This is a genomic window from Streptomyces sp. NPDC059477 (assembly GCF_042749375.1).
GTDB lineage: Bacteria > Actinomycetota > Actinomycetes > Streptomycetales > Streptomycetaceae > Streptomyces.
The window spans coordinates 14,679-38,329 of record NZ_JBHYUG010000057.1 but is presented as its reverse complement, the minus strand read 5'-3'; the positions used below and the strand labels follow the sequence as shown (position 1 = coordinate 38,329).

Sequence of the window (23,651 nt, the reverse complement as noted above, 5' to 3'; positions counted from 1 at the left end):
GTCACTCACAGCTTCGGCGCAATCTCTTCGGTCCAGATCCGCGTACGGTCCTCGGTCGAGAGGTGGCAGGCGGACCAGTGTCCGCCGCCGACCTGCTGCAACTCGGGGCGCACGGTACGGGTGACATCGCCCTTGGGCACGTCCGCGTACGGGCAGCGGGGGTGGAAGGCACAGCCCGAGGGGACATTGATCAGGCTCGGCGGCTGGCCCTTGACCGGGACGAGCCGGTCGGAGGTCTCCCGGTCGATGCGGGGCATCGAGCCCAGCAGACCCCAGGTGTACGGGTGCTGGGGGCGTTCGAAGATCTCCTGGACGCCGCCCCGCTCCACGCACCGGCCGCCGTACATCACCAGGACCTCGTCGGCGATCTCGGCGACCACCCCCAGGTCGTGGGTGATCAGGACGACCGCGGAGCCGAACTCCTTCTGGAGGTCCCGGATGAGGTCGAGGATCTGTGCCTGGACAGTGACGTCCAGGGCGGTGGTCGGCTCGTCGGCGATGAGCAGTTCGGGGTTGTTGACCAGCGACATCGCGATCATCGCGCGCTGGCGCATCCCGCCGGAGAACTCGTGCGGGTAGCCGTCGACGCGCTTGGCGGGCTCGGGGATGCCGACCCGGTCGAGCATCTCGACGGCCCGCTTGCGGGCGGCCTTCTTGCTGACGCTGTGGTGGACGCGGTACGCCTCCACGATCTGGCTGCCGACCGTGTAGTACGGGTGCATCGCGGAGAGCGGATCCTGGAAGATCATCGCCATCTCGCGTCCGCGCAGCCGGCGGACCTCGTCGGGGTCGGCGGCGACGAGTTCCTTGCCGTCGAGCCAGATCTCGCCGGACATCCGGACGTTCTTGCCGCGGGCGCCGAGCCGGTGCAGCCCCATGATCGCCAGCGAGGTGACGGACTTGCCGGAGCCGGACTCGCCCACGATGGAGAGGGTCCTGCCCTTCTCCAGCGTGAAGCTGAGTCCGTCGACGGACTTGACCACACCGTCGTCCGTGGGGAAGTGCACCTTGAGGTCGCGGACCTCCAGGAAGGCCCGGGAGGTGCTCGCGGAGGCGGCGCCGGGGACGGTCTCGCCGGTCGCGGCACCGGTCGCGCCACTGGTCTTGGCACCGGTCTTGGCACCGGCCTCGGCGCCCGTCGTGGCGCCGGTCTTGGACAGTTCGGTCACGAGAGCCTCACCCGCGGGTCGGCGGCGGCGTACAACAGGTCCACCAGGAGATTTGCGATCACGACGAAGAAGGCGGCGAACAGGGTGACGCCGAGGATCGGGGGCAGGTCGTTGTCCTGGATCGACTGGACGGCGTACTCACCGATGCCGTGCAGCGAGAACACCGTCTCGGTGATCAGCGCGCCGCCGAGCAGCAGGCCGACGTCCATGCCGAACACGGTGATGATCGGGGTGAGCGCGGCGCGCAGCCCGTGCCGCAGCACGACCTTGCGTTCGCGCAGGCCCTTCGCTCGTGCCGTGCGGATGAAATCCTCGTTCATGGTCTCCAGCATCCCCGAGCGGGTGAGCCGCGCGTAGATGGCCGAGTAGAGCAGTGCGAGGGAACACCAGGCGGGGAAGAGGGTGTTGGCCCATTGCGAGGGGTTCTCGGTGAACGGCACATAGGTGCGTCCGAAGATCGGGAACTCGAAGGTGAACAGCAGCAGGGCCAGGTTGCCGGTGAAGAACATGGGCAGCGACACCCCGGCCAGGGCGATGCCCATGAAGGTGCGGTCGAGGAACGAGCCCGGCTTGAGGGCGGAGACCACACCCGCCGTCACCCCGGACAGCAGCCACAGCACCGCGGCGCCGACCGCCAGTGAGATCGTCACCGGCAGACGGGAGGTGAGCTGCGGCCAGACCTCGACATGCGTCTTGAAGGAGTAGCCGAAGCACGGCGCCTCACAGCGCGCCGTGGTGGGGCCGAGGTCGTAGGTGGCGCCTACCACAATCCCCTTGATGAAGTGCCAGAACTGGACGTAGACGGGCTGGTCCAGTCCGAGATTGCGCTTGACCGCGGCGATGTCCTCGGGCGTCGGGTTCTTCCCGATGTACTGCTGGGCCAGCTGGTCGACGGTCTGGCCGGCCATCCGCGGCAGCAGAAAGAAGATGCCGAAGGTGACCGCGGTGACGACCAGCAGCAGGATCACCGCGGCGATCGTCCGGCGGAGGATGTACGAGATCACGGGGACCGGCGCCGGTGCCCGCGGGCCGCGTGGCCCGCGGGCACCAATGCCTTCACCTGCCTTCCGGGGCTACTTCTTGGTCGTGCCGATGTTGAGGTAGTCGTACTGACCGCTGAAGGCCGCCGAGGACACCAGGTTGGTGAAGTTCGCCGGGCGGAACAGCAGGACCTTGAAGTAGGTCAGCGGGACGAGTGCCGCCTCTTCCATCGTCTTCTGGTCGATCTCCGTGTACATGTTGGTGCGCGCGGTCGGGTCCTCGGTCGCGATCGACTGCTCCAGCAGCTTGTTCACGTCCGCGTTGTCCAGCTGCGAGAGGTTGGTGTTGCCGGACGCGCCGATCGCGTCACCGTGCAGGATCTGCTGGAGGAAGCCGTAGCCGGACGGCCAGTCGGCACCCCACTGCATCATCATCAGGCCGACGTTCTGCTCCTTGTCGAACTCCGGCACACCCGCGTAGTCGGTGAAGTACTTGCCCGATGGGTACTGCTTCAGGCTGGCGTTGATGCCGACCTTCTTCAGCGAGTCGATGATCGCGGTCGCCGCGTCGATCTCCTGCGGGCGGTCGCTGCGCGCGGTGATGTTGGTGGTGATGGTCTCCTCGCCGCAGGCCGTCAGCTGCTCCTTGGCCTTGGCGACATCACCCTTGTTGTCCGGGGTGGCGTAGATGTCCGACTCGGCGTAGCCGGGGATGTCGGGCGGCAGGACGGTGGTGGCGATGTCACCGCGGATCGGACCGCCGTTGGCGGTCTGCACCGAGACCTTGTCGATGGCGTACTCGACGGCCTTGCGGCAGGCGACGTTGTCGAACGGGGCGAGTTCGGTGTTGATCGCCAGGTAGACCAGCCGGCCACCGTAGGTGTTGTCGGTGCTGGCCTTGAGGTCCTGGTCGTTGACGATCTTCGCCTGGGTGGCGGCCTGGACACCGGTACCGCCCAGGTCGATGGCCTCGCCGGCCATGACGTCCTGGTCGATGGTCTCGGGGTTGACCTTCAGGTTCACGACGATCTTGTCCGGGTACTGCTTGCGCAGCGGGTCGGTCGCCGCGTCCCAGTTCTCGTTGCGGACCAGGGTGACCTGCTTGCCCTCCTCGTAGCTCTCGAACTTGTACGAGCCGGAGGACACGATGTTCTTGACGTAGTCGATGCCGGTGTCCTTGGCCTGCGGCACCGGAGCCGTCTGCGGGGTGGCCACCAGGTAGTCGAACTCCTGGAAGGCGCGGTTGAGGTGGAAGACGACGGTGGTGTCGTCCGGCGTCTCGATCGACGCGAGCCCCTCGGCGCTCTTGTCCTTGTAGGGGCCCTTGTAGTCCTCGCCGCCCTCAAGGAACTGCTGGAAGTAGTTCGGGCCGAGGGAGAGCACGTCACGGGCGAAGTTGGAGCGCTCGACGGCGTACTTGACGTCCTTGGACGTGATCGCCGTGCCGTCCTGGTACTCCAGGCCCGAGCGCAGCTTGTACGTCCAGGTCTTGCCCCCGTCGCTGGGCACACCGGGGCTCTCGGCCAGGTCCGGGACCAGCTCGTTGCCCTTCTCGCCGGCGCCCGGCTGGAAGGTCATCAGCGGGCGGGCGTAGAGCCGGCTGAAGTTGTACATGTACGCGTAGTACGTGTTGCCGGGGTCGAACGAGTCCGGCACGTCCGCGTACTCGTAGGTGACCGTTCCGCCCTGCTGCGTCGAGGCGTTGACGACGTCCTTGGTCGCGGCGTCGGCGCCGGCGGCCGGCGTGTTGCTGCCGTCGTCGCCTCCGCCGTCATCGGCCTTGCTGCATCCCGCGAGCACCAGGCTCACGGAGCCGATGGCCGCCACCGCGGCCAGTGCTGACCTTCTCATGATGGTCTGCTTCCCCTCCATTGTCGGAAAAACTTTGCTGCGCTCCCGGTGAGGCCGCGGATCAGCGGCTGCGTGGGTCGAGAGCGTCACGGAGACCGTCGCCGAGCAGGTTGAACGCCAGGACGGTGATGAAGATGGCGAGACCGGGCACGATCATGTACTGGGGATCGACCTGGTAGTAGCTGACCGCCTGGTTGAGCATGCCGCCCCACGACGCCTGCGGGGGCTGGATACCGACACCGAGGAAGCTCAGGCTGGCCTCGAAGAGGATGTTGGTCGGGATGAGCAGCGTCGAGTAGACGATGATCGGGCCGACCAGGTTCGGGAGCAGCTCCCGGAAGAGGATGTACGGCCCCCGGGCGCCCATGCCCCGGGACGCGTCGACGAACTCGCGCTCGCGCAGGGCGAGGGTCTGACCGCGGACGATACGCCCCAGATAGGGCCAGTTGAAGAAGCCGATCACGAAGATCAGTACGCCGATGTGCAGCGGCAGCCCTTCCAGGCCGAACGCGCCGCCCTGGAGGGTCGCCGAGATGGCGATGGCGAAGAGCAGCAGCGGAAAGGCGAGGAAGGTGTCCATCAGCCGGCTGATGATCGTGTCGACCCGGCCGCCGTAGTAGCCGGCGACCACGCCGAGGATCGTGCCGATGGTGTTGGACAGGATGGTGGCGCCGAAGGCGACGACCAGGGAGACCCAGGAGCCCTCCAGGATCCGGGTGGCGATGTCCCGCCCGAACTTGGGCTCGACACCGAGCGGGTGATCCAGGCTCATCCCGCCGAAACCGCCCAGCGGCAGGGAGGTGTTGGGGTCGATCAGGTCCTGGTTGAGGGCGTTCGGGTCCAGGCCGAAGAGGGCCTGGATGGGGCGGGACAGAGCGGCGATCAGTACCAGCAGGACCACGATGACACCGCCCGCGACGGCGACTCTGTCCTTCTTGAAACGCGTCCAGGCGATCTGCCCCAGGGAGCGGCCTTCGATCTGTGCCTTGTCCACTCCCGAGAGCACGGCTTCCGGCTGCGCCTCGGCCGCCGTACCCGTGGTGTCGATCGGTGCGGTCACAGTGACCTGACCCCTCTCGCCGGTGGTGACCGGCCTACGCCTGCCGCTGTGTGCGGATTTGGTTCACTTGCTGGCCGGCACAGACCCGGATGGGGCCCGCGCTTCGGCGGTTCACACGACTTGTCGACATTGCCCGCGCCGATCCTGTCCGCGCGCTGTACCCCGGTACCTGGGTCGGGAGTCTTCAACGTCTTCGCGATCACCCGCCAGGTCTGCCGGGGAAAGTATGCGCAACCGTGATACTGCGCCGGGCAATCCGTTATCCGATCACCCGGTCACGGCTTTCGGATTCTCACCCTCGGCCCCCGGTGGTTGTCAACCCGCGTAGCGTGACCCGGCGTCGGGGCGCCCCAGGCGTGCGTGACCGGGGTGAATCACGACATTTACCGGGATCGAGGTGGTGTGGGGTGACGAGGCTCGGGCCGCCCGCGAGCGTCAGTACGCGCCCGGCGCGGGGTAGCCGTGGCCCACCCCTGGCGCCTGGGCCGGCGCGTGGGCCTCACGGTCGTAGAACGGGCGGGCGTTGGCCCGCATCCACATCGCGATCGGGCAGTACTCGTCCGACATGGCCACCGTCGACACCGGCAGCCCGTCCGGGCAGGCGCCGATCGACTGCTGCATCATCGCGCGCACCGCGTCGACGGCGGTCGGCGAGGTCTCGTACACCTCAAGACCGATGGCGAGATACGGCGCTCCGAGCGCCGGCTGCACCCAGGCGCGGCGCAGTGAGCGCAGCGCGGGGGTGCGGTGGGCGTTCTGCGCCAGCAGCGCGTAGAACTGGGGGACCTCGACGGCCGGCTCGGCCAGCCGCAGCGGTCCGGCGGGCTGGCGGTCCAGGCCGGTGGCGATCCGGCGCAGATCCAGCCACGGGATGCCGACGCCCCCGCCCGGCGCGTGCGGGTTGAGCCACAGGCCGTAGTGGTCGGGGTAGAGGGTGCGGGCCACATCGAGGGCGCCGACCACTTCGTACGAACGGTTCCAGCCGCTCGCCGACAGCTCCTGGGCGGAGGTCACACAGGGGGCGTACGCGTGACCGTCCACCTCCATGTTCCCGTACTGGGCGTCGGGGGAGCCGGCCTGGCCGTGCCAGAGCAGCATCCAGATCTGGCCCGCGGCCGGGGTCGCCAGGGCGTGCAGCAGCGCCTCGTAGCTGTCGTAGCGGCCCGGCGTCACCTGCCGCAGGGCGTGTTCGACCTGGCCGGTTGCGGCGGTGCCGCTCGCGCTCACTGTCTTCCCCGCCCCTTCGTGGCCTGCTTGCAACGCCCTTTTTTCGACCGCGACACTAGCTTACGTGGGCCTGCCGGATCGGGGGCCGCCGTGGACGCGCGGGCGCGGGTTCTCGGCGGCTCGCCCCGTGGATCTGCCCCCTGGGAGGCCGGCTCAGTGACCCTGTGTGTAGAACGGGCGGACCGTTTCGCGCATCCACTCGCCCACCGGGTCCTGGGTCACGTCCAACAGGACGAGATTGACCGGCCACTTGGGCGCCGCGCCCGTCACCGCGCGTTCCAGGGCGGCCAGCGGCAGGGCCCTGAGGTCGCCGTCGCGCTGGGTGAGTTCGACGCCGACGAACAGCACCGGGTCGGCGGTCTCGATGGCGGCGAGGCAGCGGCGGGCCGTCAGGACGACGCCGAGGGCGGCGAATTCGGCGGACGCGGCGGCCAGGAAGTCCACCGGGTCGTCCTGCCAGTCGGGTTCGAACAGCCGCACCCGGCCGCCGCTCGCCGGGCCGTCCAGCGCGCTGCGTCCCGCCCGGCACAGCTCCGCGACGGCGGGCGGCGGCAGCGGGATGCCCACCACTCCCCCGGGGTTGATCAGGATCCCGGCCTGCGGCGGCAGCCCGCGCGCGAACTCCACGGCGGGCGCGATGGTGTACGCCATGTGGTGCCCGACGACCTGGCGGAACTGTTCCTCGGAGCTGAACACCGGGACGTACGCCTGGCCGTCGATCTCCGTGGTGGGCAGGTCGAGGGGGCCGCTGCGCGGGCCACCGCCGTTCGGCAGCGGCACCCACAGAAAGCTGCGGCCGAGGACCTCGACGATCCGCCCTCCGGCCGACGGCACCCCGAGAGCGGCGGAGAGCACCTCCTCCAGCTCATTGCCGGGCCAGCCGCCATGCGGATGGGGGTGCGCCTGTGCCGGAAAGTCCGCGGGAAGATCCGCCGGGAAGTCCATCTGCCTACCGCCTGCCGAGTACCACGTACCACTGCGATCTGTGCCTGGAAAGGCTAACGGTTGCGGGGGCGGGGCGGGGCACGACCGGGGCGGGGCCCGGGACCGGTGGCGGGCGGCACCCGACGCCGGAGTCGCCGGGCCCTGGGCCGGGGTCGGTACCAGGGCCCCGCCTTCCGGCCGCCTACCCCGTGAACCCGATCCGGCGCAGGGTGTTCGCCGCGTCGCGGTCCAGGAGGACCGCTGAGCCGCAGGCGCGGGGGAGGTGGCCCTTCTGGATGCGGCGCAGGAGGCGGGAGGCGACGCCGCGGTGGCGGCGGAAGGCGTAGCGGGAGACGCCCCGGCCGCGTTCGCGCTGGCCCTGGAGGGCCTGTTCCGGGGTGACGTCGAGCAGCAGGATGTGCAGGCTGCCGCCGCGGCGGCGGGCCTCGCGGGCCAGCCAGGCGCGCACCCACGCCTGGGTCCCGCAGTCGTGCACGACGACGCCCTCGCCGCTGCGCAGGGCGCGGCGCAGTCCGGCGTAGTGGGCGAGGCGGACGAGAGGGCGGTAGGCGGTGTAGGGCAGGAAGCGCGGGGTGCGCTGGTCCCAGCGGTCGCGGGTGTCCTGGGAGTCGATGCGGAGCGTTTTCACCGTGCGCCGCATCAGGGTGGACTTGCCGCTGCCGGGCAGGCCGGTGACGACGACCAGGTCGCGGGGGCCGAAGAGCAGGGCGTGCGGGCTGTGGCCGGCCCGGTCGCGCAGGTCGCGCAGGACGGGGGACGGCAGCGGCCCGCACGCCTCCTGGGCCGGGGCGGTCGGCTGCTCGGGCAGCGCGGCGCCCGTGGTGGTCGCGTACGCCGTGGTCCTGTTCACCGTGATCGTCCTCCCCTGGGGCGGTTCACGAGGTTCCCTCCCCGTCGAGTGTAAAGAGAAGGTAATTCGCGGTGTCTCGTATTTCCGTGCGCATCGTGCAACAGCCCTGCCACAGAGAGCTGTCGCTGTCCGCCGCCGATCTCCGTGCCCACTCTGCGTGCCCACTGAGCGTGGCCTGTCAAACCTCCCCCTGCCGTCGCACACGGATGCGTGCAATGATGACGGCGCCAACTGCATACCGGCCGCTTGAATCCGCGCGGGAGAGTCCCCGGTGTCACCGGGGCGCCGAAGGAGCAAGTCCCTCCCTTGAATCTCTCAGGCCCCGTACCGCGCGGGCGAGGCACATCTGAAAAGCGAGCCGCCGCGGTGGCTCCACCCAAGGTGCAAACCGTGATCGCCGACGCGCTCGTCGACGGTCATGGCGAACCTCTCAGGTTCCGATGACAGATGGGGAGGAATGAGGAAGAACCAGAAAAACCTTCCTCACCCCACTCTGTATCCCCCTTTGCCTTGGGAGACCGACCGATGAGCAGTGCCGCACTCCGGCATACCGCACTCGACGCCCTCCATCGCTCGCTCGGCGCGACGATGACCGACTTCGCGGGCTGGGACATGCCCCTGCGCTACGGCTCCGAACGTGACGAGCATCTCGCCGTACGCACCCGGGCCGGGCTGTTCGACCTCTCCCACATGGGCGAGATCACCGTCACCGGCCCGCAGGCCGCCGGGCTGCTGAACTTCGCGCTGGTCGGCAACCTCGCCGCCGTCGGGGTCGGCCGCGCCCGCTACACCATGATCTGCCGCGCCGACGGCGGCATCCTGGACGACCTGATCGTCTACCGGCTGGCGGAGGCGGAGTATCTGGTCGTCGCCAACGCCTCCAACGCCCAGGTCGTCCTGGACGCGCTCACCGAGCGGGCCGCCGGTTTCGACGCCGAGGTCCGGGACGACCGTGACGCCTACGCGCTGCTCGCCGTCCAGGGACCCGAGTCCCCCGGCATCCTGAAGTCGCTCACCGACGCCGACCTCGACGGCCTGAAGTACTACGCCGGACTGCCCGGCACGGTCGCCGGGGTCCCGGCCCTGATCGCCCGTACCGGCTACACCGGCGAGGACGGGTTCGAGCTGTTCGTGAAGCCCGAGCACGCGGTCGCCGTGTGGCAGGCGCTGACCGAGGCCGGCGCCCCCGCGGGCCTGGTGCCGTGCGGGCTGTCCTGCCGGGACACCCTGCGCCTGGAGGCGGGCATGCCGCTGTACGGGCATGAGCTGTCCGCCGCGCTCACCCCCTTCGACGCCGGGCTCGGACGGGTCGTGAAGTTCGACAAGGACGGCGATTTCGTCGGGCGCGAGGCGCTCGCCGCGGCGGCGGAGAAGGCCGCGGCCGACCCGCCGCGCGTCCTGGTCGGGCTGATCGCCGAGGGCCGCCGGGTGCCGCGCGCCGGATACGCGGTGGTCGCGGGCGGCGACACCGTCGGCGAGGTCACCTCCGGCGCCCCCTCCCCCACCCTGGGCAGGCCGATCGCCATGGCCTACGTCGACGCCGCGCACGCCGCGCCCGGCACGGCGGGGGTCGGCGTGGACATCCGCGGCAGCCACGAGCCGTACGAGGTCGTGGCGCTGCCGTTCCACAAGCGCCGGAAGTAGCGGCGCCACGCCGATCGCGGTGGTCCCCGGTGATCTCCGTGACCGGCGTGACCGGCGTGTTCCCACTGGTCACCGGCGGTGTCAGCCGTCCCCCCTTCATCAGCGCTCCCTCGCGTACAGGAGAATTCAGGACATGAGCAACCCCAAGGAACTGCGTTACAGCAAGGAACACGAGTGGCTGTCGGCCGCCGACGAGAACGGCGTGGCGACGGTCGGCATCACCGAGTTCGCGGCCAACGCGCTCGGCGATGTCGTCTACGCCCAGCTCCCCGAGGCCGGTGTGGCGGTCACCGCCGGGGAGACCTGTGGCGAGCTGGAGTCCACCAAGTCGGTCTCCGACCTGTACTCGCCGGTGACCGGTGAGGTCGTGGAGTTCAACCAGGACGTGGTGGACGATCCGGCGCTGGTGAACTCGGCCCCCTTCGAGGGCGGCTGGCTGTTCAAGGTCAAGGTCACGGACGAGCCCGCCGAACTGCTCTCCGCCGACGAGTACACCGCCTTTTCCGCCGGCTGAGGAGTCGTACACCCGATGTCCGCACTGAACACCCCCCTGCATCAGCTCGACCCCGAGGTCGCCGCCGCCATCGACGCCGAGCTGCGGCGCCAGCAGTCCACGCTGGAGATGATCGCCTCCGAGAACTTCGCCCCGGTCGCGGTCATGGAGGCCCAGGGCTCGGTCCTGACCAACAAGTACGCCGAGGGTTACCCGGGCCGCCGCTACTACGGCGGCTGCGAGTACGTCGATGTCACCGAGCAGCTCGCGATCGACCGGGTCAAGGAGCTGTTCGGCGCCGAGTACGCCAATGTGCAGCCGCACTCGGGCGCCTCCGCCAACCAGGCCGCGCTGTTCGCCATCGCCCAGCCCGGGGACACCATCCTCGGCCTGGACCTGGCGCACGGCGGCCACCTCACGCACGGCATGCGGCTGAACTTCTCCGGCAAGCAGTTCGACGTCGTCGCCTACCACGTGGACGACGCCGGACTGGTCGACATGGCCGAGGTCGAGCGGCTCGCCAAGGAACACCGGCCGAAGGTGATCATCGCGGGCTGGTCGGCGTACCCGCGCGAGCTGGACTTCGCCGAGTTCCGCCGGATCGCCGACGAGACCGGGGCGTACCTCTGGGTCGACATGGCCCACTTCGCGGGGCTGGTCGCGGCGGGGCTGCACGCCAACCCGGTGCCGTACGCCGATGTCGTCACCTCCACCACGCACAAGACGCTGGGCGGTCCGCGCGGCGGGATCATCCTGGCCCGCTCCAAGGAGTTCGCGAAGAAGCTGAACTCCGCGGTCTTCCCCGGCTTCCAGGGCGGCCCGCTGGAGCATGTGATCGCCGCCAAGGCCGTCTCGTTCAAGGTGGCGGCGAGCGACGAGTTCAAGGAGCGCCAGCGGCGTACGGTGGACGGTGCGCGCGTCCTCGCCGAGCGGCTGCTCGCCGAGGACGCCCGCGCGGCCGGGGTGGCCGTGGCGTCCGGCGGCACGGACGTGCATCTGGTCCTGGTCGATCTGCGCGCCTCCGAGCTGGACGGGCAGCAGGCCGAGGACCGGCTCCACGAGGTCGGCATCACGGTCAACCGCAACGCCGTACCGAACGACCCGCGTCCGCCGATGGTGACCTCGGGCCTGCGCATCGGCACCCCGGCCCTGGCCACCCGCGGCTTCACGGCCGAGGACTTCACCGAGGTCGCGGACGTGATCGCGCGGGCCCTCACGGCACCGTCCCCCTTCCCGGAGGACACCGCGCGGGCGCTCAGGGCCCGGGTCACCGCCCTGGCCGACAAGCACCCGCTGTACCCCACTCTCGACCAGTAGTTCCCCGGTGGGGGCATCCGACGACGTGTGCCCCCACCCCCTCAGGAGGAGTTCCCGTGGCCATCTCGGTGTTCGACCTGTTCTCGATCGGCATCGGCCCGTCCAGCTCCCACACGGTCGGCCCGCTGCGCGCCGCCCGCATGTTCGCGCGCCGCCTGCGCAACGAGGACGTGCTGCCCGCCGTCGCCCGCGTGCGCTGCGAGCTGTACGGCTCCCTCGGCGCGACCGGCCACGGCCACGGCACCCCCAAGGCGGTGCTGCTCGGCCTGGAGGGCGACTCGCCCCGCACGGTGGACGTCGAGACGGCCGACGAACGGGTGGAGTCGGTCAGGGCCGGCGGACGGCTGAAGCTGCTCGGCGAGCACGAGATCGCCTTCGACCTCGCCGCCGATCTCAAGCTGCACCGCCGCAAGGCCCTCCCGTACCACGCCAACGGCATGACGCTGTGGGCGTACGACGCGAGTGGTACCGAGCTGCTGACGAAGACGTACTACTCGGTCGGCGGCGGCTTCGTGGTCGACGAGGACGCGGTCGGCGCCGACCGCATCAAGCTCGACGACACGGTCCTGAAGTACCCCTTCCGCACGGGCGACGAGCTGCTGCGTCTGACGAAGGAGACCGGCCTGTCGATCTCCGCCCTCATGCTGGAGAACGAGCGGGCCTGGCGCACCGAGGACGAGATCCGCGCGGGCCTCCTCGACATCTGGCGGGTGATGCGGGCGTGCGTGGCGCGCGGCATGTCCCGCGAGGGCATCCTGCCGGGCGGCCTGAAGGTGCGCCGCCGGGCCGCGACCACCGCCCGCAAGCTGCGCTCCGAGGGGGACGCCAAGGCGCTGGCCATGGAGTGGCTCACGCTGTACGCGATGGCCGTGAACGAGGAGAACGCGGCGGGCGGCCGGGTGGTGACCGCCCCCACGAACGGCGCCGCCGGCATCATCCCGGCGGTGCTGCACTACTACCTGGACTTCGTGCCGGGCGCGGACGAGGACGGCGTGGTCCGCTTCCTGCTCGCCGCGGGCGCGATCGGCATGCTGTTCAAGGAGAACGCGTCGATCTCGGGCGCCGAGGTCGGCTGCCAGGGCGAGGTGGGCTCCGCGTGCTCGATGGCGGCCGGCGCGCTCGCCGAGGTGCTGGGCGGTTCCCCGGAGCAGGTGGAGAACGCCGCCGAGATCGGCATGGAACACAATCTGGGCCTGACCTGCGACCCGGTCGGCGGCCTGGTCCAGATCCCGTGCATCGAGCGCAACGGCATGGCCGCGGTGAAGGCGGTCACGGCGGCCCGGATGGCGATGCGCGGCGACGGCAGCCACAAGGTGTCCCTGGACAAGGTCATCAAGACGATGAAGGACACGGGCGCCGACATGTCGGTGAAGTACAAGGAGACGGCGCGCGGGGGGCTCGCGGTCAACATCATCGAGTGCTGACGAGCGCCCGGGTCAGCGCCGCCGATCCCGGGCAAGGGCCCTGTGACAACGTCAACTCCCCTTCTCTCCCCCCACGGACCATTCAGGGAGTCCCCGTGCTCAAGGGCATCGATGTCAGTTCCCACCAGTCTTCGGACTACGACACCGCCGGTCTGTCCTTCGTCTTCATCAAGGCGACGGAGGGCCGCAGCTACGTCAACCCCAAACTCACCGACCAGACCAAACACGGCCGGGACGCGGGTCTGGTCGTCGGCTTCTACCACTTCCTGTGGCCCGGCAACCTCACCGCCCAGGCCGAGTACTTCGTCGCCAAGGCCCCCGACAAGCGCGGCGACATCCTCGCCGTCGACTGGGAGAACACGAGCGACGGCACCCACGCCTCGAACGCGGAGAAGGACACCTTCATCAAGAAGGTGAAGGCACTGCGCCCGAACAACAAGGTCATTCTCTATTGCAACCGCAGTTTCTGGCTGCATGTGGACACCACCTCGTACGCGGGCGACGGCCTGTGGATCGCCGACTATGTGACGGCGGGCGAGCCCCGTATCGAGGCCAGGTGGCGCTTCCATCAGTACACCGACACCCCGCTCGACAAGAACGTCGGCGATTTCTCCTCCAAGGCCGCCCTCAAGGACTGGGCCACCGTCTGAGCGGCGTCACCCCACCCGCCGCCCCACCCCCGCCAGCAGTCGGCGCAGCAGGTACGAGTGGATGCTGGTGCCGATGACCAGGTGGCGGTAGAGGCCGCCCCGGGTGCCGGGGAAGGCCGCCCGGGTCTCGGCTCGCAGTTGGGAGCGGTGCGGGGTGAGGGGGGTGAGGTGGAAGGTGAGGGTGTAGGAGGAGAAGCGGTGGGCGCCCGCCAGGGCCAGCGTGGTGGGCGGGGTGGCCGTCACCACCCGGAAGCCCGGAAGGGTGGCGCCCTCGGCCAGCGGGCGGGGGCCGGTGGCGGTCGCCGGGTCGCAGCCGATCAGGTGGGCGTAGCGGGTCGCGAAGCCGGTGGCATAGGCGCCCTCCACCGCTTCGGTCAGCGCCCGCCACACCGCGTCCGGCGGTGCCGCGACGATCGTCGAGTGCTCGTCCACGAAGGGGTACCGGCTGGTGGTCATGGCCCGATCCTCCCCGGTAACGAAAAAAGGGGGGAGGGCATCCGTACGGACGCCCTCCCCGCTCCTTGTCACTTGTTCAGGTGCGCCCAGAACTCGTCGAACGACAGGAGCTTGTCCGCGTTGAGGTCGCGGCTCGCGATGATCGCCTCGGCGACCGCCTCGGTGACATTCCAGTCGCCCCCCTGCGCGAGAGCGGTCTTCAGCTCGGCGGCGGTGATCTGGCCGTCACCGTTCGTGTCGATCCGCTCGAACTCCTTGCGCGCTTCCTCGATGTCAGCCACCGATCCGCCCCTTCGTCGTACCTCTATCGTGTGTGCGAAGGTCAGATTATCGGTCGGCCCGGTGTCGCACGGCGGCGACCACCCAGCCGAACTCCGCCCGGTGCGCCGTGGGCTCCCCGCCCTTCACCCGGGCCAGCAACTCACGGTAACGGGCCACCCGGTCGTCGGTCATCGCCTCCAGCCGTTCCAGTACGGCGGTCCAGTCGATGTCCGGGCGGGAGGAGGTGCCCGAGGCTCCCGAGTCGTCAGCGCCGCCCGCGTCCTGCGCGCCCAGCAGTTCCCGCAGGATCTCCGCCGCCTCCGGTGACTCGGGGGCGACGCCCCGCGCGCGGGCCCGCGCGCCGAGCTGGACCAGGCGCCGGGCGAACCACATCGACGCCCCGGCCGGTGCGTCCCGCTCCCTGCCCCCGGCCGCGTTGAACTCCGCCGCCTGCCGCATCCGCGTCCTGAACTCGGGGTCCTGGAGCAGTTCCGCCAGCTCCACCCACGCGTCCACCTGCTCCGGCGTCGGCTCGTCCGGCAGGTCCACGGCCATGGTGCGCATTCGCTCCCGGATCACCGGGTCGGCGGTGTCCAGGCCGTGGAACATCTCCTCCACGAACTCCTCAAGAATCCGCGCCCGTTCGGCGGCCGACAGCCGCGCCAGCTTGTTCATCAAGGTCATCTCCTCCGCGCTCGCACCGCGCCTCGCCACGGTCGACAGCACCGCACGGGTCACCTTCAGCGCCCTGATCCGCGCGTCCAGCGCCACCACATGCGCCGCCGCCACATCCGCGACCGTGGCCTCGCCGTCCAGCACCCGGCGTACGTCCTGAAGGCCGAGGCCCAGTTCGCGCAGGGTGCGGATCAGTTCCAGGCGGGCCACGGACTCGGCGTCGTAGAGGCGGTAGCCGCCCGAGGAGCGGCCCGCGGGGTGCAGGACGCCCTCGTCGGACCAGTAGCGGATGGTCCGTACGGACAGTCCGGTGGCGCGGGCCAGGGTGCCGATGGGGAAAAGTCCGGTGCCGTGGTCGATCATGTGTGTGAGTGTGGGCCTTCCAGTGGGTGGAGACTCAAGGGAGCGGGCAGGGGAGCGAGAGAGGCGGGCGCTGTGGAGAAGCTGCGGGACATTCTGGACGCCGCGGCCAGAGGTGCCTTCCCGCCGCCCGACGGCACCACCACCGTCGTGCCCCAGGACAGCCCGCGAGACGCCGGGGTGCTGGCCTTCACCGCGCACTCGGTGGTCTTCACGGACGAGGACCCCGCCTGGGTGTACGACACCCTGGCCGCCACGCCCGCCGACCCGCTCGCGGCGCCCATGCACCCGTCCTTCCTGGCCGCCTTCATGGCCCGTACGGGCCGCCGCACCGACACCATCGACGTCATGACGGTGGCCGGGCCGCTGCCGGGCAAGCCCGTCCTCGCCCTGCGGGAGATCGGCGATCCCACCCATCCGCGGGTCGTCAGCTCCCTGCTGCGCCGCGACGCGGTCCGGGTGTGGACGGCGCCCGAGGGCGGGCTGCTGGTGCTGGGCCGCGGGGTCGGCGGGCGCCTGGAGGCGGCGGTGGAGGTGGACGCGGGGGTACGGCGGCGGGGGCTGGGGCGGCGGCTGGCGACGGCGGCGCGGCAGCTGGCCGGGGGCGAGCCGGTGTGGGCGCAGATCTCGGCGGGGAACGCCCGCAGTCTGCGGGCGTTCCAGGCGGCCGGTTACCGTGCGGTGGGCTCGGAGGCCCTGTTCACCGCCGGGGGGTGAGTGATCAGTGCCAGGGCTCGAAGTGCGGGTTGCTCTCGCAGCCGCTCATGTTCTCGGTCTTGGTCGCCTTGTCCACCGGGCACACCCCGATGATGTACTTCCGGTCGATCCCGCCGGGGAAGGCCACCTCGACCTGGTCGGCCCACTTGTGGGTGTCGCCGATGGTCTTGTTCACGTCGACGCCGCCGGGGGCGTCGATGTAGTAGTTGTAGCCGGACTTCCACCAGTTCTTGTACAGGTCGTGGTCGTAGGTGGTGGACACGTACGGCGAGGGCTGGTTGACCAGGACGTACTGCTCGATGTCGTACTGGCCGCTGACGACGTCCTTCGGGTGGAAGCCCTGTTCGAAGACGACCGACGGGCCGCGGCCGTCGCTGCGGTAGAGCGTGCCGCAGCTGGTGCGCCACACCGGCTCGGGGGTGATCCGGTCCACGTCGGCGCGGCGGTCCGCGGCGGCCGTCAGCTTGTCCTCGAACTGCACGGGACACGCGGCGGGCACCCCCGCGACGGCGGGCGCGGCCACGGCCCGCGCTGCCACGGCCCGTGCGGGGGCCGCCTTCGTGGTGTCGGCGGGGGCGGTCGTCGCGGCGCTGGTGGCGAGCACGGCGGACAGGGACAGGACGGCGGCGGCGCAGCGGCGCCGCAGCTTCGTAGTGATCATGGACGGTACGATCCCGGCTCGCGCGGGGCGCCGGGGGGACCGTCACCCGTACGACGGCGTGTTGCCCAACTGCCGTTGTCCGCAGGGGGGATGGGCCGCCGGCCTCAGCGGTCGGCGACCCGCATCTCGAACCAGGTGGTCTTGCCCCGGGGCAGCAGGTCCACGCCCCAGCGGTCGGCGAGCTTGTCGACGAGGAACAGGCCCCGGCCGCTGATGTCCAGCTCCTGCACCGGCATCAGACAGGGCAGCCCGCGTGAGGGGTCGCGGACCTCGACCCGGATCCAGCCCCGGCGCCGGCGCATCCGCAGTCCGAAGACGCGGGCCCCGGTGTGCCGGACGGCGTTGCCGACGAGTTCGGAGACCAGCAGGACCGCGTCCTCGGTGAGCTTGGGGGTGCAGCCCCATTCACGCAGGGCGACGACCTGGGCGAGGCGGCGGGCGGTGGCGGCGGACTCGGGGCGGGAGGGGAGGGCGACCTCCGCCTCCGTGGGATTCCCGAACAACTCCAGCGCCTTGAGCGCCCGTTCGTCCTCGACCGCGGGCGACCAGCGCGCCGCGGTCGCACGGCCGTGTCCCCGCGGCTGTTCGATGCCGTCCAGCCCCGCCATGGACCCATCATGGCCGCCAAGTGGCCCGCGCGGGGCCGTTCCGGTGGAATACGCCCCCCGGAACCAACCATTCCGGGAGTGGTGATCGGCATATGCCATCGGCAGTTCGGACCCGTTGACAGCCCCTCCGACCTGCGGAGACGGCTCGGAAGATGGCAACAGACGGTCTCCCTCGACGCGGCGGGCTTAAGGCTGCCTTAAGGCTGCCACAAACCGCCCCATCGAGGGACCCGGAATCAGACATCGCGTCAATTACCAGCCCCACCGGGTGTGTTCAGAGGAACGTCGCCTTGCCGGGGCCGTCCGCGACGAAGCTGCGCATGCCCCGCTCGCGGTCCTCGGTGGCGAACAGCCCGGCGAACCAGGTGCGCTCCACCGCGAGCCCGGTCTCGATGCCGCTGTCCAGACCCGCGTCCACCGACTCCTTCGCCGCGCGCAGTGCCAGCGCCGGGCCCTTGGCGAGCTTCGCGGCCCAGGCGTGCGCCTGCGCGTACACCTCGTCGGCGGGCACCACCCGGTCCACCAGGCCGAGGGTGAGCGCCTCGGCGGCCCTGACCTGACGGCCGGTGAAGATCAGGTCCTTGGCCCTGGACGGGCCGATCAGCCGGGCGAGGCGCTGGGTGCCGCCCGCGCCGGGGATCAGGCCGAGCAGGATCTCCGGCTGGCCGAGCTTGGCGTTGTCGGCGGCGATCCGGTAGTCCGCGCACAAAGCCAGTTCGCAGCCGCCGCCCAGCGCGTACCCGGTCACGGCCGCCACCACCGGCTTGGGGATCCGGGCGATGGCCGTGAAGGCGTCCTGGAGGCCGCGGGAGCGCAGGACCATCGCGGTGTGGTCCATGTTCTCCATCTCCTTGATGTCCGCTCCGGCCGCGAACACCTTCTCACCGCCGTAGATCACCACCGTGCGGACGTCCTCACGGGCGGTGACCTCCTCGGCGAGTTCCTTGAGCCGGTCCTGGGTGGCGACATCCAGCGCGTTCATCGGCGGACGGTCGAGCCGGAGCGTGCCGACGCCTTCGGCGACTTCGAGAGTGACGGTCATGGCAGCAGGTTAACGGCGCCTAACGTCCGGGCCCCGGTGCGGTCCGTCACACCGGGTCCGGGTCGGGGTCCGGTCGGGCATCGGGCCGGGCGGGGGCTACGCCGTCCAGTCCGCCCATGACATGTTCCAGCCGTTGAGGCCGTTGTCGGGGGCGATCGTGGCGTCGTCGGAGTTCTTCACCTCGACCACGTCACCGAGCAAGGAGTTGTCGAAGAACCAGGCGCCCGGTGCCGTCGCGTCCCAGGCGCCCTGGACATCGCGCAGCCCGATGCAGCCGTGGCTGGCGTTGCGGTTGCCGAAGGCGTCGCCGGCCCAGTAGTTGCCGTGGAGGAAGGTGCCGGAGTCGCTCAGGCGCATGGCGTGGGGCACGTCCGGGATGTCGTACTCGCCCTCGTAGCCGACCGTGGCGCCGTCCATCCGGGTCTCCTTCAGCTTCTCGCTGATGACCATCTTGCCGTTCCAGGTCTCGTAGCCGGGGGCGCCGGTGGTGATGGGGAGGGTCTTGACGACCTTGCCGTCGCGCATGACCTTCATGGTGAGGTTCTCGGCGTCGACCACGGAGACCTGGTCGCGGCCGATGGTGAAGGAGACGGTCTTCGCCTGCTCGCCGTAGACGCCGGGGCGGCCCTCGACGCCGTCGAGGCCGAGCCGGACGGTGACCTCGGTGCCGGCCTTCCAGTACGTCTCGGGCCGGAAGTCGAGGCGGTCGTCGCCGAACCAGTGGCCCTGGACGTCGACGGCCGGTTCGGTGGTGATCTCGATGGCCTTCTCGACGTCCGCCGGGTTGGTGATGCCCCGGTCGAAGCGGATCGAGAACGGCATCCCGACCCCGACGGTCGAGCCGTCCTCGGGGGTGAACGTGCCGAGGAAGGTGTTCTTCGGGGTCAGGGTGGTGAAGCCGGACTCCTGGGTGGCGGTGCGGCCCTCGGGGTCCTGGGCGGTGGCGCGCACCTGGTAGGCGGTGGACGCGGCGAGATGCCGGGCCGGTGTCCAGGAGGTGCCGTCGGCGGAGATCTGCCCGTCGACCTTCGTACCGTCGCCGTCCTGGACGACGACCTCGGTGAGTGTGCCCTTCGCCGCGGTGACCTTGAGGTCGCCGCTGGTGTCCACCGACTCGGTGCCGTCCTTCGGGGCGATGGTGACGACCGCCTGCGACTCCTTGCTCTGTGCCGCCGTGGAGTCCTTGCCGCTGCCCTTGCCCTCGTCGGTGCCCGGTCCCGGGCCCGGCTCCGAGCCGCCGCCGCAGGCGGTCACCGCCAGCAGGACGGCCCCCGCGAACAGTGCACCGAGCCGCCCGCGCCCACGGCGTGCGCGCGTCCCGCGCGTCCCAACCGACGCCCCCGATATCGGTCCCGCTGTCACGTTCCCTCTCCCCTCCCCGGCCTTCACCGGGCCCGCGGCCGGCGCGTCCCACGCGCGCATGGCGCATGTTAACCGGCCGGTCAGGAGGGTCGACCGGACCCGCGTGTCACCGTTCGGTCCCAACCCCGGCGACCGGGCGGCCCGCCAACCCCGGCCGCCCGGCAGGCCACTTCAGGGGCCGCTGCCCCAACCGCTCACTTCACCGCGCTGCCCGCCGTCCACCGCTTCCAGTCCAGGTTCCAGCCGCCGAGCCCGTTGTCGGCGGCCACCGTGCGGTCCTTGCTGCCGACCACCTCGACCACATCGCCCACGAGGCTGCGGTCGAAGAACCAGCCCGCCGGGGTGTCCGCGCCGCCGCCCCGCACATCGCGCAGCCCGATACAGCCGTGACTGATGTTGCTGGTGCCGAACACCGACTCGTCCTTCCAGTAGTTGCCGTGCAGGAAGGTGCCGGACTCGGTCAGCCGCATGGCGTGCGGCACGTCCGGGATGTCGTACTCGCTCTTGCCGTCGGCCTTCTTGAAACCGACGCTCGCGCCGTTCATCCGGGTCACCTCGAACATCTCGGTGACGACCATCCTGCCGTTGTACGTGGGGGCCTTGTCGCTGCCCGCGGTGACCGGCACGGTGGCGAGGAGTTCGCCGTCGCGGCGGACCTGCATGGTGTGGGCGGCGGCGTCCACGAGGGAGACCTGGCCGCGGCCGACGGTGAAGGTGACCGTCTTGTGCTGGAGCCCGTACACGCCCGGCGCGCCCTCGACGTCGCGCAGCCGCAGGTCGACGGTGACACGGGTGCCGGGGGTCCAGTAGCGCTCGGGGCGGAAGTCCAGACGGTCGGCGCCGAACCAGTGCGGGCGGATGTCGACCGGGGGGTCCGCGGTGATCCGCACGGCCCGTTCGACGGCCGCGCGGTGGGTGATCTCGCGGTTGAAGTCCAGGGAGACGATCATTCCGGTGCCGACGGTGGCGCGGTGCTCGGGGGTGACGTACGCGAGGAACCGCTCGGCGGGGACGTGGGTGGTGAAGCCGGTGTGCCGGGAGAGGCGGCGGCCGTCCTCGTCCAAGGCCACCGCGTGGACCGTGTACCGCGCGGCCAGCGCGAGGCGGGGGTCCTCGGCCGTCCAGGTCCGGCCGTCGGCCGAGAACCGGCCGGGGACCTCGCTGTCCTGCGCGTCCTGGGATCTGACGACCCGTACCGACTCCAGCCGGCCGTCCGGCACCCGGACGAAGAGCGGGGAGCCGGGGCGTACGTCCTTCTGGTGGTCGTCGGGGGTGATGCGGATGACGTCCTTGGGGGCGGGGGGTCCGCCGAGCATCTCGTCCACCGCGACACCGCTCGCGGTGCAGCCGGCCACCGCCGCCAGCAGTGCGGCCCAGGTCAGTAGGGCGGCCAGAACGGCCCCCGCGCGCCGCGCGCGCCCGTGTGCGTGGTTCACGAAAGTGCACAACGACCATGCCCGCCCCGGGAAACGTGAGTGCGAGGCACGCTCTGGGCAGAACAGGGGGAGGACGACATGACGGGCAGGCCCGGTCGGGACGCCGGGACCCCGGCCGACCGCGTCGTGCCATGAGCCGCGGGAGGCGCCCAGGTGTCCAGCGCAGCCGAGCAGGAGGCGGTGGCGGAGCAGTGCGCCACCGCGCGGGAACGGCCGGCCGTACCCGGTGTCCGGCCCCGGCCGCCGGAGGTGCCGGTGCGGCCGGGCGCCTCGACGCCGCTGGGCGCCCGGTTCCGGGTCGGCGCGGACGGGGTGGCGGGCACCAACTTCGCGCTGTGGGCGGGCGGGGCGGAGGCCGTCGAGCTGTGTCTGTTCGACGAGCGGGACCGGGAGACCCGGGCCCGGCTGACCGAACTGACCCACGAGATCTGGCACGGCTTCGTGCCGGGCGTGCTGCCCGGCCAGCGCTACGGCTACCGGGTGCACGGCCGCTGGGACCCCTGGACCGGCGCCCGCTGGAACCCGGCGAAGCTGCTGCTGGACCCGTACGCCCGCGCCGTGGACGGCGACTTCGCGCTGCCGCCGGAGGTGTACGGGCATGTCCGGGACTGGCCCCAGCAGCAGGCCGCCGACACCGTCCGCGACGAACGGGACTCGGCGCCGTACGTCCCGAAGGGGGTCGTCGTCCACGATGACGACGACTGGGCGGACGACCGGCGGCCGAAGACGCCGTGGGCGGACTCGGTGATCTACGAACTGCATGTGCGCGGGTTCACCAAACTGCACCCCGGCGTGCCCGGGGAACTGCGCGGGACGTACGCCGGGCTCGCCCACCCCGCCGCCATAGAACACCTGGTGAACCTGGGCGTCACGGCGGTGGAGCTGCTGCCGGTGCATCAGTTCGCGCACGAGGACCATCTGCTGCGCCGGGGCCTGAGGAACTACTGGGGCTACAACTCCATCGGCTATTTCGCGCCGCACGCGGGCTACGCGGCCACCGGCACCGCCGGACAGCAGGTCGGCGAGTTCAAGCGGATGGTACGGGCGCTGCACGCGGCCGGGATCGAGGTGATCCTGGACGTGGTCTACAACCACACGGCCGAGGGGGGCGAGCGGGGCCCCACCCTCTCCCTGAAGGGCATCGACAACCGCGGCTACTACCGGTTGCAGAGCGACGCCCGGCGCTACACCGACTACACCGGCTGCGGCAACACCCTGCACGTCGTCCAGCCGCACGTCCTGCGGCTGATCACGGACTCGCTGCGCTACTGGGTCACCGAGATGGGCGTGGACGGCTTCCGTTTCGACCTCGCGGCGGCGCTCGCCCGCTCGATGCACGACGTCGACATGCTCTCCCCCTTCCTCGCGGTGATCGCCCAGGACCCGGTGCTGCGCCGGGTGAAGCTGATCGCCGAACCGTGGGACGTGGGCTCCGGCGGCTACCAGGTGGGTGCCTTCCCGCCGCTGTGGACCGAGTGGAACGACCGCTACCGCGACACCGTCCGGGACTTCTGGCGGCACGCGCTGCCGGACGTCCGGGAGATGGGCTACCGGCTGTCCGGGTCCAGCGATCTGTACGCGTGGGGCGGGCGGCGTCCCTACGCCTCCGTCAACTTCGTCACCGCGCACGACGGTTTCACGCTGCGCGACCTGGTGTCGTACCAGCGCAAGCACAACGAGGACAACGGCGAGGACGGCCGGGACGGCACCGACGACAACCGGTCCTTCAACTGCGGCGCCGAGGGCGAGAGCGACGATGCGGAGGTGGGCGCGCTCCGGCGCCGCCAGCTGCGCAATCTGCTGACCACCCTGCTGCTGTCGACGGGCGTGCCGATGCTGGTCGCGGGCGACGAGATGGGGCGCACCCAGGGCGGCAACAACAACGCCTACTGCCAGGACAACGCGGTCGGCTGGCTGGACTGGGGGCTCCTGGCGGAGCCGGGCTGGCGGGAGCTGTGCGCGCTGACCGCGCGGCTGATCGCGCTGCGCCACCGGCATCCGGTGCTGCGCCGCCGGGCGTTCTTCTCCGGGCGGGCGCACTCGGCGGACGGGCTGCGGGATCTGGCCTGGTTCACCGCGCGGGGCATGGAGATGACCGAGGGCGACTGGTACGCGCCCGCCGCGACCCTCGGCATGTATCTGTCCGGGCGGGACATACCGGGCCGGGACGAGAACGGGGCGCCGATCGTCGACGACAGCTTCCTCGCCGTGCTGCACGCCGGGGCGGAGCCGGTGGAGTTCGTGCTGCCGGGGGCGCCTTGGGCGCAGGCGTACGAGGTGGTCGTCGACACGTCCGAGGAGGAGGGGCGGGGCGCGGGGCCCGGGGTGGTGCTTCCGGCGGGGGTGGCGGTGACCGTGCCGGGGCGGGCGGTGCTGTTGCTGCGGGTGGCGGAGTGAAGCAGGGGTGCGGCGGGGGGTGTGACGTGGGGCGGGAGGTGTGATCTGGGGCGGGGGGTGTGACGT

The 23,651-nt window shown here is 70.9% G+C and carries 22 protein-coding genes and 1 riboswitch; of the genes, 7 read left to right on the top strand and 15 right to left on the bottom strand.

From position 1 onward, the window contains the following. Positions 1-5: 5 nt before the first annotated feature. The 7 genes from ACFXAZ_RS25810 to ACFXAZ_RS25780 all read right to left on the bottom strand — a co-directional run bounded on the left by ACFXAZ_RS25810 (position 6) and on the right by ACFXAZ_RS25780 (position 8,082). Positions 6-1,169 carry an ABC transporter ATP-binding protein gene (locus tag ACFXAZ_RS25810; protein ID WP_384595789.1) on the bottom strand — a complete coding sequence of 388 codons (1,164 nt, stop codon included), beginning with the start codon at positions 1,167-1,169 and terminating at the stop codon, positions 6-8. Further along, positions 1,166-2,173 (bottom strand): ABC transporter permease, encoded by a 1,008-nt coding sequence (locus ACFXAZ_RS25805; RefSeq protein WP_384595786.1) that lies wholly within the window; start codon positions 2,171-2,173, stop codon positions 1,166-1,168. Before ACFXAZ_RS25805 ends, ACFXAZ_RS25810 begins: the two co-directional genes overlap by 4 nt. A gap of 69 nt (positions 2,174-2,242) precedes the next feature. Further along, on the bottom strand, positions 2,243-4,021 hold the full coding sequence (locus ACFXAZ_RS25800) for an ABC transporter substrate-binding protein (protein WP_384595783.1): 1,779 nt from the start codon (positions 4,019-4,021) through the stop codon (positions 2,243-2,245). A gap of 40 nt (positions 4,022-4,061) precedes the next feature. Continuing rightward, complete coding sequence (locus ACFXAZ_RS25795; protein WP_384595780.1) at positions 4,062-5,060, bottom strand: ABC transporter permease; 999 nt, start codon at positions 5,058-5,060, stop codon at positions 4,062-4,064. A 435-nt stretch (positions 5,061-5,495) separates the two neighbouring features. After that, positions 5,496-6,287, bottom strand: a complete 792-nt coding sequence (locus ACFXAZ_RS25790) for an enhanced serine sensitivity protein SseB C-terminal domain-containing protein (RefSeq protein WP_384595777.1) — start codon at positions 6,285-6,287, stop codon at positions 5,496-5,498. A 153-nt stretch (positions 6,288-6,440) separates the two neighbouring features. Next, entirely contained in the window at positions 6,441-7,232 is a 792-nt protein-coding gene (locus ACFXAZ_RS25785) for an enhanced serine sensitivity protein SseB (protein WP_384595774.1), read from the bottom strand. A gap of 181 nt (positions 7,233-7,413) precedes the next feature. After that, positions 7,414-8,082: an AAA family ATPase gene (locus ACFXAZ_RS25780; RefSeq protein WP_384595771.1), complete on the bottom strand. Its 669-nt coding sequence runs from the start codon at positions 8,080-8,082 to the stop codon at positions 7,414-7,416. 247 nt (positions 8,083-8,329) lie between these two features. Next, positions 8,330-8,422, top strand: a riboswitch (glycine riboswitch). 185 nt (positions 8,423-8,607) lie between these two features. Here ACFXAZ_RS25780 and gcvT point away from each other — a divergent pair. The 5 genes from gcvT to ACFXAZ_RS25755 all read left to right on the top strand — a co-directional run bounded on the left by gcvT (position 8,608) and on the right by ACFXAZ_RS25755 (position 13,610). After that, positions 8,608-9,726: a glycine cleavage system aminomethyltransferase GcvT gene (gene gcvT / locus ACFXAZ_RS25775; RefSeq protein WP_384595768.1), complete on the top strand. Its 1,119-nt coding sequence runs from the start codon at positions 8,608-8,610 to the stop codon at positions 9,724-9,726. Between the two features lie 133 nt (positions 9,727-9,859). Further along, positions 9,860-10,240: a glycine cleavage system protein GcvH gene (gcvH, locus tag ACFXAZ_RS25770; RefSeq protein ID WP_384595765.1), complete on the top strand. Its 381-nt coding sequence runs from the start codon at positions 9,860-9,862 to the stop codon at positions 10,238-10,240. A gap of 15 nt (positions 10,241-10,255) precedes the next feature. Next, positions 10,256-11,536, top strand: a complete 1,281-nt coding sequence (gene glyA, locus ACFXAZ_RS25765) for a serine hydroxymethyltransferase (RefSeq protein WP_384595762.1) — start codon at positions 10,256-10,258, stop codon at positions 11,534-11,536. A gap of 56 nt (positions 11,537-11,592) precedes the next feature. Next, positions 11,593-12,960 (top strand): L-serine ammonia-lyase, encoded by a 1,368-nt coding sequence (locus ACFXAZ_RS25760; RefSeq protein WP_384595759.1) that lies wholly within the window; start codon positions 11,593-11,595, stop codon positions 12,958-12,960. A 95-nt stretch (positions 12,961-13,055) separates the two neighbouring features. After that, a complete protein-coding gene (locus ACFXAZ_RS25755; protein WP_384595756.1) occupies positions 13,056-13,610 on the top strand; it encodes a glycoside hydrolase family 25 protein in 555 nt (184 codons plus the stop codon). A 6-nt stretch (positions 13,611-13,616) separates the two neighbouring features. On the opposite strand, the gene ACFXAZ_RS25750 is transcribed toward ACFXAZ_RS25755, so the two are convergent. From ACFXAZ_RS25750 to ACFXAZ_RS25740, 3 genes are all read right to left on the bottom strand, one after another. Beyond that, positions 13,617-14,066, bottom strand: a complete 450-nt coding sequence (locus ACFXAZ_RS25750) for a hypothetical protein (RefSeq protein WP_384595753.1) — start codon at positions 14,064-14,066, stop codon at positions 13,617-13,619. 68 nt (positions 14,067-14,134) lie between these two features. After that, entirely contained in the window at positions 14,135-14,347 is a 213-nt protein-coding gene (locus ACFXAZ_RS25745; protein ID WP_382685432.1) for an EF-hand domain-containing protein, read from the bottom strand. A 46-nt stretch (positions 14,348-14,393) separates the two neighbouring features. Then, positions 14,394-15,365, bottom strand: coding sequence for a MerR family transcriptional regulator (locus tag ACFXAZ_RS25740; RefSeq protein ID WP_384595750.1), 972 nt, complete (start codon positions 15,363-15,365; stop codon positions 14,394-14,396). A gap of 72 nt (positions 15,366-15,437) precedes the next feature. Here ACFXAZ_RS25740 and ACFXAZ_RS25735 point away from each other — a divergent pair, with 72 nt between their 5' ends. Continuing rightward, positions 15,438-16,079 (top strand): GNAT family N-acetyltransferase, encoded by a 642-nt coding sequence (locus ACFXAZ_RS25735; RefSeq protein ID WP_384595747.1) that lies wholly within the window; start codon positions 15,438-15,440, stop codon positions 16,077-16,079. 4 nt (positions 16,080-16,083) lie between these two features. On the opposite strand, the gene ACFXAZ_RS25730 is transcribed toward ACFXAZ_RS25735, so the two are convergent. The 5 genes from ACFXAZ_RS25730 to ACFXAZ_RS25710 all read right to left on the bottom strand — a co-directional run bounded on the left by ACFXAZ_RS25730 (position 16,084) and on the right by ACFXAZ_RS25710 (position 21,188). After that, positions 16,084-16,740: an ADP-ribosyltransferase gene (locus ACFXAZ_RS25730; protein ID WP_384595744.1), complete on the bottom strand. Its 657-nt coding sequence runs from the start codon at positions 16,738-16,740 to the stop codon at positions 16,084-16,086. Between the two features lie 104 nt (positions 16,741-16,844). Next, positions 16,845-17,348 carry an ATP-binding protein gene (locus ACFXAZ_RS25725; protein WP_382685440.1) on the bottom strand — a complete coding sequence of 168 codons (504 nt, stop codon included), beginning with the start codon at positions 17,346-17,348 and terminating at the stop codon, positions 16,845-16,847. A 274-nt stretch (positions 17,349-17,622) separates the two neighbouring features. Next, complete coding sequence (locus tag ACFXAZ_RS25720) at positions 17,623-18,390, bottom strand: enoyl-CoA hydratase/isomerase family protein (RefSeq protein ID WP_384595741.1); 768 nt, start codon at positions 18,388-18,390, stop codon at positions 17,623-17,625. Positions 18,391-18,486: 96 nt separating this feature from the next. After that, positions 18,487-19,752 carry an Ig-like domain-containing protein gene (locus ACFXAZ_RS25715; RefSeq protein WP_384595738.1) on the bottom strand — a complete coding sequence of 422 codons (1,266 nt, stop codon included), beginning with the start codon at positions 19,750-19,752 and terminating at the stop codon, positions 18,487-18,489. Between the two features lie 194 nt (positions 19,753-19,946). Further along, on the bottom strand, positions 19,947-21,188 hold the full coding sequence (locus tag ACFXAZ_RS25710; protein ID WP_384595734.1) for an Ig-like domain-containing protein: 1,242 nt from the start codon (positions 21,186-21,188) through the stop codon (positions 19,947-19,949). A gap of 153 nt (positions 21,189-21,341) precedes the next feature. Between ACFXAZ_RS25710 and glgX the strand changes: the two genes are divergently transcribed. Further along, positions 21,342-23,585, top strand: a complete 2,244-nt coding sequence (glgX, locus tag ACFXAZ_RS25705; protein WP_384595731.1) for a glycogen debranching protein GlgX — start codon at positions 21,342-21,344, stop codon at positions 23,583-23,585. The last annotated feature ends 66 nt before the right edge of the window (positions 23,586-23,651 follow it).